Raw genomic sequence first — 15,719 nt, 5'->3', positions numbered from 1 at the left:
CGGTTCTAAAACTTCTAGGTAACGATGCTCAAGTATTTTGGTCTCTTGATGATAAAGGATGGGCAGCGCTTAACAAGGCCCGTGATGTTATTTTTGACACTATGATTGAGGTTTGTTCTAAAGAAATGAGCTTTGTTATTACCTATGAGCTCTTAGCAAATAATTCTTGGCATCAGGAGTTTTTTAATCAAGTACAAACCGTTGCTCAAAAACGGGAAGCTATGTTTGTTCCTATCCGATTGATTTGTAATGATGCAGAGCTTGTTAAACGTTTAAAATATTCAGATCGAAAAGGCTATTTTAAAACACAGGATGAGGCACTCATTACAAAAAGACTGTTTGAAGAAGACGTTTATTTTAGCAAAGAGCCGTATGAAATGACTCTAGATGTGAGCCTCCTTTCAGCAGAGGAGTCAGCGCGTCGTATTTTGGATTGGACTTCCTTAATTTATGGCAGTAAAAATCAGAATCTGGAATTTAAACCATTGAGCCAAAGAGATTTGAACTTAATGACCCAATGGTTTGCAGAGCCTACGGTGAAACAAGGTTATGCACGAAATCAGCAGTTTTCTTTAGAAGATATTGTTACTAAGTACTTGCCCAGAATTGAAGGCATTGATCCAGTTCCAAGTTTTATTATTTATTTGAATCAAAAACCAATTGGTTTTATTCAATATTACTGTCTTTCCGACCATTTACCCGAAGGAATTTCAGGAAATAATGCTTCCTTGTTTGACGAGGCAACACCTGAACAATTGGCTGGTATCGACCTTTTTATTGCAGAGCCATCGTTTCGTGGAGTAGGGTTGGGCAGACAAATTATAAGGCGTTTTATTGCCGAACAACTCTACAAATTTAAAGCCGTTGTGGTTGATCCACAAATTGGAAACGAGCAAGCCATTGCGTGCTATCAAAAGGCTGGTTTTCTTCCCACGCAATACAGTGAAGACGCTAATTACCTACTCATGATAAACATGCTTTCTTATAGAGGCTCCTATGAATATTCTTGAAACTTCCCGTCTGATTTTACGTACTTGGAGAGAAGCTGATCTTGATCCTATGTCACTTATTGATCAAGATAAAAAGGTATGCCAATTTTTACCAGGAATAGGGAACAGGAGTGCTACAAAAGCAGGCATTGAGCGGATTATTGCACATTATAAAGAGAAGGGATTTTCTTTGTATGCTGTTGAACTAAAAAATACTGGGGAAATGATAGGATTTTTAGGATTAATGACACCTTCTTTTGAAGCACACTTTACCCCCGCTGTTGAAATTGGCTGGAGACTTTCCTCAACGCATTGGAATCAGGGTTATGCTACGGAGGGAGCAAAAGCGGTTTTGCATTATGCATTTACCTCTTTAAATCTTCCCGAAGTAGTTTCATTTACAGCAGTAAATAATCTAGCTTCGAAACGTGTTATGGAAAAAATTGGTTTACAACATAACCCAAAGGATGATTTTGACCATCCCAAATTGGAGCAAAACAGTCCCTTGAAACGGCATGTGCTTTATCGATTATCTAGGGCTGATTATTTGAAAAACAAGAGTATTCAAGAATGATTTGGGAGACCACATTAAAAAAAATTACGGATGAAACTGCGAATCGTGCTGCTAATAAGTGGGTAAAAAACCCTACCCATCTTAAGCTTATCAATAATCAAATTAACTGTGTTTATCGATTTGAATCTAAGAACCAAGGCTTTTACCTTCGCATGACGCATGAAAAAATACGAAAAGCTCATGAACTTTTGAGTGCCATTGATTTTCAGAAGCATTTATATTTGCATCAAGTTCCTATTTGTGAACCGGTTGTATCCCAAGAAGGAAATGATGTCGAAACGGTACACCAAGATGATTTGGAATTTTTTGTTCATGTTTGCCGTGAGGTGCCAGGGCAAATCATGAATTTTGATTATCCAGATAAAAAAGCTTATCTAACATGGGGCCGCGCCCTAGGTCTATTGCATCAAGCCTCGCAAAGTTATGTTGCATCGGAACATCATTTTTTAACTTGGGAAGATTTGTGGCGTGAAACTTGGGATTATGCGCGTCAAGAAGAGGCTCTGATCCAGGATTTATACCAAACCATCACGACACGCTTCAAAACTTTTTCAAAAAACTCAGCACATTTTGGCCTAACCCATGGGGACCATCGTCCTGGGAATGTGCTTTATGATGGTGAGAGCGTTCATCTGATTGATTTTGATGAGCCAGTTTATCATTGGTATCTTGCCGATATCGCTAAACCTTTTTTGGACTTATGCAATAAGCCATGGCCTCTCTGGAAACCCTTGTTTGAATGGTTTATAGAAGGGTATAGGCAAATCCGGCCATTGAGTTCAGACGAATTAAAAGAAATGAATCATTTTTCGCAAATGAAAAGCTTGGATATCTACCTTTGGTGTAAATACAACTGGTTTGAAGAAACAGCGCCAGGAGGAAAGCCACGCAATGAGTGGCTTCATGACTTAAAAACTATGGCATTAACGCCTTTGTTTTATGTACCATAATCGATTAAGGCGATTTATATTGGGGTGGGTAATGAATAATATCATGGATGCGCGATAGTTCATTGGTTGGATTCCGGTAGCCATGCGGTTGATTGGCATTAAAACGAAGCCCTTCTCCTTTAGAAAGTGTTTTCCAGCTCCCGCCTAACAAAAGCTCAATGGTTCCATCCACAACAATGACATGCTCAATGACTCCATGTTTATGTGGAGGTGAAAGATGTTCACATTCGGGCAATAACTCAATAACAAACAATTCAAAATGTAACTGCTCATCAAAAGGAAATAGAGGCAGTACTCGTATTTTTTCATCATCTGGATGCAAGGTTTCAGCATGTCCCGCCCTATAAGCAGGATTGGTTGAATTATCCAGACTGTCTTCAATAAACGAAGAAAAGGAGGCTTGAAAGCCGCTCGCAATTTTCCATAAGGTAGAAATCGTTGGACTTGATTCTTCTCGTTCAATTTGCCCGAGCATCGCTTTAGAAACGCCGGTTTCAAGCGCTGTTTTTTCTAAACTCCAACCTCGTTCTTGTCTTAATGATTTTAATGTTTTTGCAATACGTTTTGAAATTTCTTGCATGATGTCTCTTAATAAAAAGCTTGTGCGTTTTAGCGCACGAGTATATACTGGTTTATTATGCGTTATAACGCACGAATTGTGAAGTAAATTGTGGAGGACTGTATGGTTGAACACCCTTTTAAAAACAAACTGGTTGCGGTACTTAATAAGCGTATTGAGCCAGGAAAAGTGATGAATGCGCTTGCTCATATGTGTATTGGTTTAGGTTCCGTAATTGGTGAAGAAGAACTGCGTTTAACCGATTATCGAGATGCAGATGGAGGATCTCACCCTTATATTTCAGAAATACCTTTTATCATTCTTTGTGAGAACTCCAACAAAATTAGAACATTACGCCAGAATGCTTTAGCAAAAAATGTTTTTTTTAATGATTTTACCGATACGATGACTGTGGGTACCTATCAAGAGCAAATTGAAAGAACGGCAGAGGTTAAAGAGAACGATCTGATTTACTATGGCATTGTTTTATTTGGGGATTGGGATGTGGTAACAGAGCTTACTAGAAAGTGTTCTTTGTGGCGATGATAAGTAAGTGATCATGATGAATAAAGGTAAAAATTTAAGTAAAAGCGCGCAAATCATACAGGATTTTTTATCTCAAAAGGGTCTATCGTGTGAGATCAAGGAACTTGATTCGAGCACACGCACTGCAAAAGATGCTGCTGATACTTTGGGTTGTGGTGTTGCTCAAATTGTGAAGTCACTATTATTTTGCACTGAAAAAACCAACAAGCCGATATTGGTATTAGCAAGTGGTGTTAATCGTGTGAATGAGAGCCTGATTGGGAATCTCATCAATGAATCTATTGGGAAGGCTGATGCAGATTTTACACGAGAAATAACTGGTTTTGCGATTGGTGGGGTCCCTCCAGTTGGCCACAAAAATGTTATTAATACGGTTCTTATCGATGAAGATTTGTTATGCCATGAAGTCCTTTGGGCCGCAGCCGGAACGCCCAATGCCGTATTTTCATTGTCTCCTGAAACACTTAAGCAGCTAACCAATGGGATAGTGGTAAAGATTAGAGAGTAAGTTATGCAAAAACTATTTTGGGATAATCCCTATCAATGCCAATTAATGACTAAGGTGGTGTCGGTAAATGAGAATCGACTACTTTTTGCAGAGGCTATTGGTTTTTCGTTTTCCGGTGGTCAAGAAAGTGATACAGTTCTCGTGAATGGCCTGATGGTCACTCATTCTGAAATAGAAAATCACTTGATTTATTATACGTTACCTTCGGGGCATGGACTTTCTGAAGGAGATGTTGTCCTTATGGAAATCGATTTTGTTCGTCGTTACAAATTGATGCGTCTTCATTTTGCTGCTGAATTAATCTTAGAGCTTGTTCAAAGAATGCTTCCCATTGAAAAAATAGGTGCGCATATTGCTGAACATAAGGCTAGAATCGACTTTAGCTATCAGCACAATATCTCGGATATTTTTGACTCTCTTTTGTTTGAATACAATCAAATTATTGCAAAAGATATGCTTATTCGCACTGGGTTTTCTGATGAGAAGAGTCAAAGACGTTATTGGGAGATTGAAGGATTTTGTAAGGTTTCTTGTGGTGGAACACATGTACAATCAACCGCGGAAGTTGGATTCATTGCCCTAAAAAGGGTTAATATTGGCAGCGGAAAAGAACGCATAGAAATAAAGCTCCTTGATCCCAACTTAGGTTTAAAAGATGAAAGCAAGCTCCATAAATGAACACAGAATTCTTGATTCTAATCTTCTTGATAAAATCACCTATATATTAAATAAGAGATTTGATGCAGAGGTTAAGATAATTTCCACTCAGTTTTTAAGTGAGCCTGAACGGAGAAATTGCATAGTAAGACTCTTTTTATCAAGCCAAACGAAAGAAATCCCTGAAAGTATTATTTTAAAACAATCTTTACGAGAAGACACCGATGCTAATGATGAGGAAGCTTATGCACGATTTGCAAGGGATTGGGCAGGTCTTGAATTTGCCTCTGAGATTAAGCAAAACAAGCATAATGTCCCAAAGTTTTTTGGTGGAAGTAAAGAGTATCGATTTATTCTGATTGAAGATTTAGGAGTTCAGCATGTTAGTTTAGTCGATTCACTTACTGTAGCTGATCGCAAAAAAGCTATTGCTGCATTGACCCGTTTTATGAAAGCCTTGGGAAGTTTTCATGCAGCAAGTTTTGGAAATACCGGGCTTTATGAACAAATTTTGCAAATGATTCATCCTGAGGCGGAAACGGTTGATGATGAGCTTAATTTCGCATTGAATGATTTATTACCGAAACTGGGATTGGCAAATAAAAATTTAGGCTTAACTTTAACTCATGAATGCATTGAAGAAGCGAAATCTTTAATTGAATATGTAATAAAGCCCGGATCTTTTACTGTTCTGACTCATGGGGACATTTGTCCTGATAATGTATTTGATCATGCAGAAACTAAAGATTTGCAGCTTATTGATTTTGAATGGTGTGTTGTGCGTAATGCTTTGTTAGATGGGACTTATTTGCGAATGAGTATGCCAACGTGCTGGTGTGCTAAAGCCATTCCTACGGATGTTATTGAGCATATGGAACAAATCTATAGGGAGGAACTCAAACAAACGATTTCAGAAGCAACTGATGATAAACAATACAATCAAGCTTATACCTATGCCTGCGGTTTTTGGCTTTTACAACAAACGATACCTTTTATTAATTCAACTTGGGAAAAAGATAGGATTGGACCTTCAGGTCCTGTACCGAAGGATTCTTTATGGAATGAAGAAGATAACTGGGTTAGACCTAGGGTTTTATCGAGGTTGCAAGCATTTATAGATAGTAGCAATGCTTATCAACATTTACCCTACTTACGAGCGATGGCTCAAGCCATGTTAGCTGAATTAAAACGTTGTTGGCCTGAAACATCTTTTCTCAAATTTTATACTGCATTTGAACAAGAATAATAAAAGAATATTTAATTATTCGATAAATGAGTGCTTAAGAAGGCACGCCTAGACAAGACGGAATAATTCATTTTTATTGACAGATTCCGGAAACAGCATCAGGAGTAAAGCCACTCGATGAGTGGCATCATGGAATGATGCAAATGGTGCTTACACCATTATTTGGTAAAAAACTCATTGGATAACAGGTTTTGAATTTGACTATTGACCCTAACATAGTGTCATGCCCTATTCTCAATCTTGGGAGGAGACATGATGACAAAATGGCATATAAAAGAAATCAGTGAGTTAACTCAGACATCGGTTCGCATGTTGCGGCATTATGACAAAATAGGTTTGTTACAACCCTCTTATCTTGAGCCCAATGGTTACCGCTGTTACACCGAGCCGGATTTGGCAAAGTTACAGCAGATTATTGCTTTGAAGTATTTTGGTTTTTCATTAAGCAAAATAAAGGATATTCTGCAAAAACATTCCAACGTTTATGCTCACCTGCAAGCACAACACCAAGTAATCAGAAAGCAAAGTGAAGATTTACTGAAAGTGAATCAAGTGCTTGAAGAAATTCTAAAAAGCCGTTCTGCATCAATGTTTCCTAATTGGCAAGATTTGTTGTTACTCATAGAGGGGTATAAAATGACAGAAAATCTACGAGATAAATTGAAAAAAACGTGGGCTGGAAAACAATTAACTGTTTCTCAATTTGAAGACTACTTGTTTCTTTACGAGCAATTTCCTGAAGAATTTGCACTTAGAGATTCTATTATTGAGGAAATGAACCAACAAAAGGTAGGTGATCCTGAAGGACCAGATGGTGAGCGAATTGCTGCTGTTATGGAAGATTTATCAAAAAAAATGAAGAAATTTTTTACTGAGCAAGTCAAATTGGGAGCCAGTCTTTTGGAAAGCATACAATCTGGGAGACTAACCCAATTGGAAATCACCCCGGAAGGTGCTTATTGGTTGTCGCGTGCGATGATGGCCTATTCATTGAAGCGTTGGAATAATCTGTACAACCAAATCATCGATAACATGAACTCTCCACCTGAAGGAGAGCATGGGAAAAGGCTTGCTCAAGAATGGAAAGACTTAATCGATAATTATTTAGCTGCAGGAAATAGAGATTACTTAATCGGTATTTTATTATGGCAAGAAATTTCGCGACAAGAGCATGAAGTAAAAGCCTTAAAAACAATGCCGCCTCCTCAGGAGATGATAAAGCCATGGCATATTAAATTACTGTTCAATGCAGAAGCATCAGCTTGGATAAGTAAAGCACTAGAAACACATCAATGATGGTTTTTAACTCGCCAGACTTTTTTGAGTTTGGCGAAAATTAATGAAATAGTGAGAATTATGAGATTATTTATTTATCTGATTGGGATTCTGTTTACCGCATATGTTTTTAATCGGTTCTGCTTATGGTTAGAACAGAAAGGATGGTTGTATTATCGTTATAAAAAGCCACAAAAAGGAATTATTGGTTCTGCATTGCAAGAATTGAATGCCCAACTTCTGCCAAATCACCGTCACGTCGTTGTTGCAAAAGAAGAAAAAGTACAAAGTAAAAAATGCGAAAAAGATTTACCGATTGATGGTAATGTCGAAATGACTGATCAAATAAAATAGATCAACCTGGAAATCAGGTGATTTTAGCGAAAAAAAAGGAAACAGATTACATGCGTTGCTCACCTCAAGAAACAATTCAAAAGTTAATTCATGAACGTTACTCAGAAGCACGTGCTGTTTTTTGGGCCGGTTCGGTTTCTCAAGGGGAAGAAACCCAAGTCTCAGATTTAGATCTCGTAATCGTCTATGAAAAATTAATCAGAGTTTATCGTGAAGCCTTTGTTTATGAAGGTTGGCCTATTGATGCTTTTGTACACGACAGAGAATCCATTCGTTATTTTTTTGAAGAATCGAGAATAAATTCCGGTATTTCAGGAACCATTCAAATGATTTTGTCGGGAAAAGATATGATGCCAGCTAGCGATTTTTCAAACGGGATTAGAGAGGAGGCCCATCTTTACTTAAAGCGCGGACCTCTTTCTTGGGATAAAAATCAAATTGATAAAGAGCGTTTTTTAATTACGGATGTCTTAGAAGATATTTTATCTCCTAAGTCTTATGAAGAACAAATTGCCTCAGCCTCATGGCTTTTTGAAGCATTGTCTCAATTTTATTTTAGAGCTCAAAATAAATGGTGCGCCAATGGTAAATCAATCATTCGCTATTTGCATCAAGAAAATCCCAATTTAGCCAGGGAGTTTTCTGAAAGTTTTAATCGAGTTTATAAGGAAGGTGATTCAACTCATTTAAAAAAGTTGGTTGAAAAAATACTACAACCTTATGGAGGTATTCTTTGGAGCGGTTATCATTCCGATGCACCAGAAGATGCAAAAATACCAGAGCTTATAATTTTAGCCAAGAACAATGACTATGAGATTTGTTTCGAAGAACGAACCAACCAAGAAATCACTGCCATTTTATCTGACGGCTTAAAGATCTACAATGAAGAAATGATTGGTGCTTACAATCATACTCCCTTTACCATCTACATAAAATCTATCGACAAAAGGACCGTTTTAGCAGGTTGTTATGGGGATGTCACTCGAGCCAATTGCTATGTCGATTGCATTTGGGTTCATCCGGATTTTAGACAAAAAGGATTAGGACGAAATCTCATGGAAAAACTGGAAATTTTTGCAAAACAAAAGAATTGCCAAGTGATTACCATTGAGACGGCCGAATTTCAGGCAAGATCTTTTTATGAACAGCTTGGGTATTTTGTCATATCCATGACAGAGCATAATTGTTTTTTGGATTTCAACGTTTATTTGATGAGAAAATCGCTATGAAACAAGAACACCAATTGATTTATGAGCTAGAAATTTCTCTATTAAGGTCGGAAACGAGAAAATCTATTGCGCAACTGAAACTATTGATTGCTGATGAATTTATCGAGTATGGGGCCTCTGGCTCAATTTACAATAAGAACGACCTACTTGATTCTCTTCCAGAAGAAGAGCAACGAAGCTATATGGTTAATGATTTTTCAGTTTTAGAGGTGTCGCCTGAAGTCATGTTGGCAACTTATAAGGTTACTGTTGCCTCAAAAAGTTCTTTACGTTCTTCGCTCTGGCAATACAAACACAATCGTTGGCAAATGGTGTTTCATCAAGGAACGCCTTGCCACGAGTGCGAGGAATAATCCATTTTTACAGGTATTATGATGATAACAATAGCCTACCTAAAACAATATTCAGACTGTATTCCAAAGCTTGCTAAGATTTGGCATGAAGTTTTAGGTAAAATCTGGATGCCAGAGATCGGAATTGAAGAAATTGAATCTTTGTATTACGAAGAGCTGAACCAAGAGATGCCTTTTACTTACATTGCGCTATACGATGAAATTCCTGTAGGTTCTTGTACTTTGCAATTAAACGAAGATATTCGACCAGATTTAGGGCCGTGGATTGGTGATTTGGTGGTTGATCCAAAATATCAAAAACAGGGGATCGGAAAAATATTAGTTGATGCCGCAGTCGAGAAAGCAAAAGAACTTGGCTTTGAAAAACTGTACTTGTTTGCTCTTGATCCTACCATACCTGAGTATTATAGGCGCCTTGGGTGGAAAAAAATCGGTATGGATGAATTTAAATCTCATCCTGTAACGGTGATGGAGATCAGTTTATGAAGATAAAAAGGGTAATGCAAGAAGACTGGGAACTATGGAAATCATTTCGATTAGAAGCGCTAAAGAATTCACCTGAAAGCTTTGGCTCTTCTTATGAAGAGGAAGTGCTTATGTCCGATGCTGATTTTCAACATGGATTAAGTAAAGGATATGTATTGGGTGTCTTTGTTGACGATTTATTGGTGTCTTGTGTTGGATTCTATACGCTTATTTCACTTAAAACCAAACACCGAGGTGTACTTTGGGGTATGTATACTCGTCTTGAATACAGAGGAAAAGGTATTGCAACAGCATTAATTCAAACCCTGATACAGCATGCAAGGACCTGCGTCACTCAATTGCACCTAACCTGTGTAGTAAGTAATTTTGTGGCCTGCGCTTTTTATCAAAAGCAAGGATTTCGAATTTATGGTACCGAACCTAAAGCACTTAAAATTAATGGTACCTTCTATGACGAATATTTAATGGTATTGGATTTCAATGAGGAACCCATGAAAAAACTGGAAACTTATCAGAGCCTTTGTACTGAAGTATATGATTTAAGTAAACCTAATGCACCACAAGATGAATACTCATTCTATCGAAGCTATGCCGCAGAGGCTAAAGGCTTGATTTTAGAGCCTATGTGCGGCACAGGTCGATTTTTACTGCCTTTGGCTGAAGAAGGATTTGATGTTCATGGCTTTGACGCAAGTCAGCCAATGCTAGAACGACTGCATGCAAAAGCAAAGAGCAAAAATCTTAAGCCAAAAGCCTGGCATGGTTTTATTGAAGATTTAAAGCAAACCGATAAATATTCTTTAATTTTTATACCCAGCGGTTCATTTGGTCTCATCACAGAAAAGATTGATATTCAAAAAGCCTTAAAAACCATTTATGAACATATGGAAGATAAAGGACTTTTTGTATTTGAAGTAGAAACACTTCATGCGGTTCCTAATGAATTAGGTATATGGAGAGGCACAAGATGGCCAAAAGAAGATGGCACAATCATCCTACTCAGCCAATTAGTTATGCTCGATGAGGAGATTTGTTACTCTATAGGTAAATATGAACTGATTGATAACAACCGTATAATTCAAACAGAGGTTGAGGAATACAAAATTCGAATTTATCAAGACACTTCTTTCTTGCTCAATTTGCTCAATGAGGTTGGTTTTAGCAATGTACGAACGGTTAAAGCATTTGACCGAAGCGCATCGCCTAATGAAACAGACGAAAGTATTGTTTTTGAGTGCAGAAAATAATTGAGGTAATAAATGAATATTCTATGTCCAGAACCACTGCAAAGAGGAGATATCGTGGGGCTTATTTCTCCCTCGAGTCCTATTACGGAAAAAGCAATAGAAGTAGGAGTTCATTTATTAAAGTCGAATGGATTTAATGTAAAGTATGCAAAGCATATGTTTGGATCAGAACGATTTTTAGCTGGTAAAGACCGTGACCGTGCACAAGATGTGATGGATTTCTTTATAGACTCAGAAGTGAAAGCAATTATTGCAACCCGAGGAGGACAAGGTTCGCAACGACTTTTACCTTTCTTAGATTATGAATTGATTAAGAAAAACCCAAAACCATTATTCGGGTTTAGTGATACTACAGCGTTGCAATTAGGCCTATTTAAAAACACTGGCTTAGTAAGTTATACAGGGTTTACTTTGACCATTCATTTAAGTACCCAAGTTAAAAAAACATTATTTTCTTCTTTGTTAGGCCAAGAGTACACAATTCGCAAAGGAATAAAGGTTCATGGAGGCGTTAGCCGAGGTACTCTTCTTGGTGGCAATTTAACCCTTATGACTAATTTAATGGGCACGCCTTACATGCCTACTTTTAAAGGAAGTATTTTGTTGGTAGAAGATGTTGGCGTCGAGCCCTATAATATTGATGGCATGTTCTCACAATTAGATTTAGCAGGAGTTTTTGATGAAGTTTCCGGCGTTATTTTTGGTACATTTGAACAATGTAAAAGTAAGAAGTCGAATCAGAGCGATGGTACGGTAGAAGATGTAATCAATGAATGGGCTTCTAAATTAAAAGTCCCTTGTATTAAAGAGTTTTCCTATGGACATGGTAAGCAAAATTGCATTCTTCCAATTGGCAAAGTAGTTACTTTAGATGCAGATACTACTTGCGTTACGATTCAAAATTAAAAATGAAGAAATAACCACTTGATAAAACTGATGAGAGCATTGGTTTAATAGAGGCATAAATGAATACACAAGAAATACCCAAAGAATATCAACACACTTCACCAGCAGGAGCTGAGGTTCGATTGCTGATGAATAATCATTTAGGTGGAATGGCTCACTGTACTTTGAAGGCAGGCACAATTTCCAAAGCAGTTCGTCATAAAACTGTATCTGAATTTTGGCATGTCCTTTCTGGGGAAGGAACTATTTGGCGTAAGTTGAACGATGAAGAGAGCATTACCCCTTTAACTGCTGGAGTCAGCATCGATATTCCCTTGGGAACACATTTTCAATATCGAAGTGATGCAGCAGATTTGGTGTTTATTTGCGTTACTATGCCACCTTGGTCAGGCAGTGATGAGGCAAGTTATGTGGAGCATGGTGCCTGGCCTCCTACAGTGGAATAAATGAGATGACTTTAAAATTATCGTTTTTAGAAAATCCAAACCCTGATGATGTTCAAATATTAACAAATGGAATTAAGGAGTACGCCAAACAACAAAGAGGATTCGAATCCTTAGATTTCTTTGCATGCTTTATTCGTGATGCAGATAATAGCATTATTGGTGGTTGTAGTGGTGGAACCCTCTATGGAGGTCTTCATATCGATAATCTTTGGGTGAGTGAGTCCATCAGACATCAAGGATGGGGAACAAAGCTCATGCAAGCGGCATTGAGGTATGGCAATGAAAAAGATTGTGCTTTTGCAACAGTTAATACTATGGATTGGGAAGCAATAGAATTTTATAAAAAATTAGGATTTGAACTTGAGTTTGAACGGCATGGGTTTCAGAAAAACTCTATATTCTATTTTTTGCGGAAAGAATTTCAGGCAACAAGAGAAATCGGACTCTTAAATGGTGATTCAGTCTCGAGCTTAAGTCAAAAACCAAAACTGCCTGTATCAGAATCTTCGGTGAGAGAAGAGGTTGTCTCAATAAACAATGCGCCTCATTTTAAGTGGGGACAAAATTGTGATGCATGGTGGTTAAAAAATGATGGTCAGTTTAACGTTCTTTATGAAACGATGCCCTCAGGCAGTTTTGAGGTAAAACATTATCATCAGGAAACAGAACAATTTTTTTATTGTTTGCAAGGACAATTGGTTATTGAGTTTGAAGACTATGAACAGATGTTACAGGAACAGGAAGGAATAAGTATTAAAGCAGGGATAACCCATAAAGTGAAAAATAGTTCTGGAAATTTGGTTTCTTTTTTGGTGATTTCATCTCCTAATCTATCCGGGGATAGAGTTAATCTGGAGGCATAAAGTGCCTTCTGAACTGATTATCCGCAAAGCATTAATTGATGATGCTCAACATCTTCACCCTTTAATGGAGCAATTGGGTTATCCGCAATCGTCTAAGGAGTTGCAAAGACGACTAGAGCTATTTACTAGTGAACTGCATTACGGTGTCCTTCTTGCGGAAATTGCTGGAAAAGTTGTTGGTTGGATTGCTTGGTCTAAGAGTTATCTTTTTGTTTCCGAAATAACAAGATTTCATATTGAAGGCCTTGTGGTCGACCAAGGATATCGTAATCAAGGAATAGGTAAAAAGCTTATGATTACTGTTGAGGAATTTGCCAGAAAGTTTAGTCCCTGTATCATTGATTTGACATCTGGACTTAGGCGAGCGAAAGAGGGCTCCCATGATTTTTACAAATCGCTTGGATATCAGAATGAAGGTCATATGGCGAAACTGTATTTAAGGAAAATGCTGTGAACATCAAAGAATTACACTCTGCTTTAAAAGTTGAGACAGCAACATTAGATGATTATCCTACCATCCAAAACATGGCACGATTTTATGTATATGAACTCTCGCGTGACTGTGGTTTTATTTCAGATGATTGGGCTTTGCCTTCCGATGGCCTGTATGAAAGCTTCGATTTTAAAAAATACTTTGAAGAGCCGACAAGAAAAGCCTTTCTGATTAAAGTTGGTAATGAATTAGCTGGTTTTGCTCTATTAAATCACGAAGGAGTTTACCCTTATACTGCATGGAATATGGGCGAGTTTTTTATTACTGCTAAGTTTCAAGGCAAAGGTTTAGGTTATTTAGTTTCCTCTGAATTATGGAAAATGCATCCAGGCTTATGGGAGGTTTCTGTGATTCCAGAAAATAAGCGAGGGCTTAGTTTTTGGCGCAAAACTATTTCAAAAATTACAATGGGCAATTTCCAGGAAGAAATTAAAACAATCAATTATGATCCGCATCAACCACAACGAGTTATTTTTCGTTTTGATAGTACAGCACATGAATGCAGCAAGCCTTTAGAAAGCAAGAAAGAATATCAAATCCAATTTGTTGATGAACTTGATGAAGCTACGGAAAAACGAATGACAAATGGATTTATTGCCTATGAGGCTCAGCATGGTATTGACGTCAATTATCGACGTTTTTCAGTGACCATTTCTTCTGCCCATGGAGAAATTTTTGGTGCGCTTAATGCCTTTACTGCGTTTGCAGAAATTTATGTGGATGATATTTGGGTAGACAGTGCTTATCGTGGTAAAGGATATGGCAAACAGTTATTACTTGCTCTTGAACATCACTTCAAAGGTCAGGGCTTTAATAATATCAATTTGGTGACCAGTGCTTTTCAAGCTCCAGAGTTTTATAAAAAGTGCGGTTTTATGCCGGAATTTACGAGAATCAATAAAAAAAATCCCAAGTTAAGCAAAACATTTTTTGTTAAATTTTTTAATGAAGAGTCAGAGACACAAGGCATTCTTAAGGCGGCTCATAGTGAATAGAAGTCAACTAGAAACAATCTGTAAAAAATTAAAGATGAACCAACCTTTTGACTTGCCTCAAAGAGTCTATGGCGGTCTTTTACATAAAATGTGGTATCTGAAGTGCAATGGCTCGCAGTTTGCTGTAAAACAACTCAATAGCAGCATCCAATTGACTGAAGAAGTTAAATCCCAATATGAATTGACAGAACAGATAGCTTTCCAATTTTCCCAGCGTACTATTCCCGCAGTTCATGCTCTAAAATTAGAAAATAATTACTTAATCCTTTCAGAAGATGAGGCCTTTCTTGTTTATCCTTGGATAACAGCAAAAGCATTGGATAAAGACGCTATATCTGAGATGCATGCGCTTAAAATAGCCACTCTTTTGGCTGAAATTCATCCTATTAATCTTAATGTTCCCCAGCTAAGTGCTCAAGAATTTGATATTCATCCCAATGAAAAAATTAGTGTGTTAATAGACCAGTCAGCAAGCAAAAATTTGGTGTTTAAGGAGCAATTAAAAAGTAATCAACGAGTTATAATTGAGCTTAACGATATCTATCAAAAAACAATACCTATTCTACAAAGTAGTAGTGTAGTAAGCCATGGTGATTTGGATCAAAAAAATGTTTTATGGGATAAAAATGATACTCCATTTCTCATTGATTGGGAGTCTGCGCGAAAACTTAATCCCACTTATGAAATAGTCAATTGTGCTCTTGATTGGAGTGGAATTACTACTCCGCTGTTTAATAAAACTTTATTTATAAAAATGCTAAATACATATGCGTCTTCTGGAATAACAATAAATCAGGATCATTTGGAAGCTGCTTTTTATGGTGTTCTTGGCAATTGGATCAATTGGCTAGTATATAATATAAACCGTTCTTTTAGTTCTGATAAAGAGCAGCAGGGCATTGGTATTGAGCAGGTGCTTCAGGTTTTATCTACTATTATTCAAGTCAAGGCAAGTATTCCAGAATTAATTCAATTAGTAACACATGAATTAGGAATAACCTTTTAACTTTCGCCAACTTTGATTACCATACCGCACGAACGTA

The 15,719-nt window shown here is 37.4% G+C and carries 20 protein-coding genes and 1 pseudogene; 20 read left to right on the top strand and 1 reads right to left on the bottom strand.

The window, feature by feature from the left end; genetic code table 11:
• From Lstg_RS18060 to Lstg_RS16240, 3 genes are all read left to right on the top strand, one after another.
• Positions 1–1,010 (top strand): GNAT family N-acetyltransferase (locus Lstg_RS18060; RefSeq protein WP_238585463.1); only part of this gene is annotated, 1,010 nt, incomplete at its 5' end.
• A complete protein-coding gene (locus tag Lstg_RS16245) occupies positions 997–1,563 on the top strand; it encodes a GNAT family N-acetyltransferase (RefSeq protein WP_058478643.1) in 567 nt (188 codons plus the stop codon). The genes Lstg_RS18060 and Lstg_RS16245, both read left to right, overlap by 14 nt.
• Positions 1,560–2,513, top strand: coding sequence for a phosphotransferase enzyme family protein (locus tag Lstg_RS16240; RefSeq protein WP_058478642.1), 954 nt, complete (start codon positions 1,560–1,562; stop codon positions 2,511–2,513). The genes Lstg_RS16245 and Lstg_RS16240 overlap by 4 nt, the downstream gene beginning before the upstream one ends.
• Before the next feature lie 4 nt (positions 2,514–2,517).
• Here the strand turns inward: Lstg_RS16240 and Lstg_RS16235 are convergent, their stop codons facing one another.
• A complete protein-coding gene (locus Lstg_RS16235; RefSeq protein ID WP_058478641.1) occupies positions 2,518–3,093 on the bottom strand; it encodes a helix-turn-helix domain-containing protein in 576 nt (191 codons plus the stop codon).
• Positions 3,094–3,195: 102 nt separating this feature from the next.
• Between Lstg_RS16235 and Lstg_RS16230 the strand changes: the two genes are divergently transcribed.
• The 17 genes and pseudogenes from Lstg_RS16230 to Lstg_RS16155 all read left to right on the top strand — a co-directional run bounded on the left by Lstg_RS16230 (position 3,196) and on the right by Lstg_RS16155 (position 15,682).
• Entirely contained in the window at positions 3,196–3,618 is a 423-nt protein-coding gene (locus Lstg_RS16230) for a DUF2000 domain-containing protein (protein WP_058478640.1), read from the top strand.
• Between the two features lie 16 nt (positions 3,619–3,634).
• Positions 3,635–4,126 carry a YbaK/EbsC family protein gene (locus Lstg_RS16225; protein ID WP_058478639.1) on the top strand — a complete coding sequence of 164 codons (492 nt, stop codon included), beginning with the start codon at positions 3,635–3,637 and terminating at the stop codon, positions 4,124–4,126.
• Positions 4,127–4,129: 3 nt separating this feature from the next.
• Positions 4,130–4,804 (top strand): alanyl-tRNA editing protein, encoded by a 675-nt coding sequence (locus Lstg_RS16220; RefSeq protein WP_058478638.1) that lies wholly within the window; start codon positions 4,130–4,132, stop codon positions 4,802–4,804.
• Complete coding sequence (locus tag Lstg_RS16215; RefSeq protein WP_058478637.1) at positions 4,782–6,029, top strand: phosphotransferase; 1,248 nt, start codon at positions 4,782–4,784, stop codon at positions 6,027–6,029. Before Lstg_RS16220 ends, Lstg_RS16215 begins: the two co-directional genes overlap by 23 nt.
• 252 nt (positions 6,030–6,281) lie before the next feature.
• Positions 6,282–7,325 (top strand): MerR family transcriptional regulator, encoded by a 1,044-nt coding sequence (locus Lstg_RS16210; protein ID WP_082650879.1) that lies wholly within the window; start codon positions 6,282–6,284, stop codon positions 7,323–7,325.
• Positions 7,326–7,385: 60 nt separating this feature from the next.
• Positions 7,386–7,658: a hypothetical protein gene (locus Lstg_RS16205; protein ID WP_058453040.1), complete on the top strand. Its 273-nt coding sequence runs from the start codon at positions 7,386–7,388 to the stop codon at positions 7,656–7,658.
• A 50-nt stretch (positions 7,659–7,708) separates the two neighbouring features.
• The gene (locus Lstg_RS16200; protein WP_082650883.1) at positions 7,709–8,887 is read left to right on the top strand and encodes a GNAT family N-acetyltransferase; all 1,179 of its coding nucleotides are present in this window, start codon (positions 7,709–7,711) and stop codon (positions 8,885–8,887) included.
• Complete coding sequence (locus Lstg_RS16195) at positions 8,884–9,240, top strand: nuclear transport factor 2 family protein (RefSeq protein ID WP_011212577.1); 357 nt, start codon at positions 8,884–8,886, stop codon at positions 9,238–9,240. The genes Lstg_RS16200 and Lstg_RS16195 overlap by 4 nt, the downstream gene beginning before the upstream one ends.
• Positions 9,241–9,261: 21 nt before the next feature.
• Positions 9,262–9,726, top strand: coding sequence for a GNAT family N-acetyltransferase (locus tag Lstg_RS16190; RefSeq protein ID WP_058478634.1), 465 nt, complete (start codon positions 9,262–9,264; stop codon positions 9,724–9,726).
• Positions 9,723–10,175: pseudogene (locus Lstg_RS18055) on the top strand (N-acetyltransferase family protein); the annotation flags it as partial. The gene Lstg_RS16190 and the pseudogene Lstg_RS18055, both read left to right, overlap by 4 nt.
• Before the next feature lie 42 nt (positions 10,176–10,217).
• On the top strand, positions 10,218–10,973 hold the full coding sequence (locus tag Lstg_RS18050; protein ID WP_058478661.1) for a class I SAM-dependent DNA methyltransferase: 756 nt from the start codon (positions 10,218–10,220) through the stop codon (positions 10,971–10,973).
• A 12-nt stretch (positions 10,974–10,985) separates the two neighbouring features.
• Complete coding sequence (locus Lstg_RS16180; RefSeq protein WP_058478633.1) at positions 10,986–11,879, top strand: S66 peptidase family protein; 894 nt, start codon at positions 10,986–10,988, stop codon at positions 11,877–11,879.
• Positions 11,880–11,938: 59 nt separating this feature from the next.
• On the top strand, positions 11,939–12,325 hold the full coding sequence (locus Lstg_RS16175) for a cupin domain-containing protein (protein WP_058453043.1): 387 nt from the start codon (positions 11,939–11,941) through the stop codon (positions 12,323–12,325).
• 5 nt (positions 12,326–12,330) lie between these two features.
• A complete protein-coding gene (locus Lstg_RS16170; RefSeq protein ID WP_058478632.1) occupies positions 12,331–13,188 on the top strand; it encodes a GNAT family N-acetyltransferase in 858 nt (285 codons plus the stop codon).
• A 1-nt stretch (position 13,189) separates the two neighbouring features.
• Positions 13,190–13,642, top strand: coding sequence for a GNAT family N-acetyltransferase (locus Lstg_RS16165; protein ID WP_080443927.1), 453 nt, complete (start codon positions 13,190–13,192; stop codon positions 13,640–13,642).
• Positions 13,639–14,676 carry a GNAT family N-acetyltransferase gene (locus tag Lstg_RS16160; RefSeq protein ID WP_058478631.1) on the top strand — a complete coding sequence of 346 codons (1,038 nt, stop codon included), beginning with the start codon at positions 13,639–13,641 and terminating at the stop codon, positions 14,674–14,676. The genes Lstg_RS16165 and Lstg_RS16160 overlap by 4 nt, the downstream gene beginning before the upstream one ends.
• Entirely contained in the window at positions 14,669–15,682 is a 1,014-nt protein-coding gene (locus Lstg_RS16155) for an aminoglycoside phosphotransferase family protein (RefSeq protein WP_058478630.1), read from the top strand. The genes Lstg_RS16160 and Lstg_RS16155 overlap by 8 nt, the downstream gene beginning before the upstream one ends.
• Positions 15,683–15,719: the final 37 nt, after the last annotated feature.

The sequence above is a fragment of the Legionella steigerwaltii genome (assembly GCF_001468065.1).
GTDB lineage: Bacteria > Pseudomonadota > Gammaproteobacteria > Legionellales > Legionellaceae > Legionella > Legionella steigerwaltii.
Note: the sequence above shows the minus strand (reverse complement) of the source record. Positions and strands in the feature narration are given on the sequence as shown.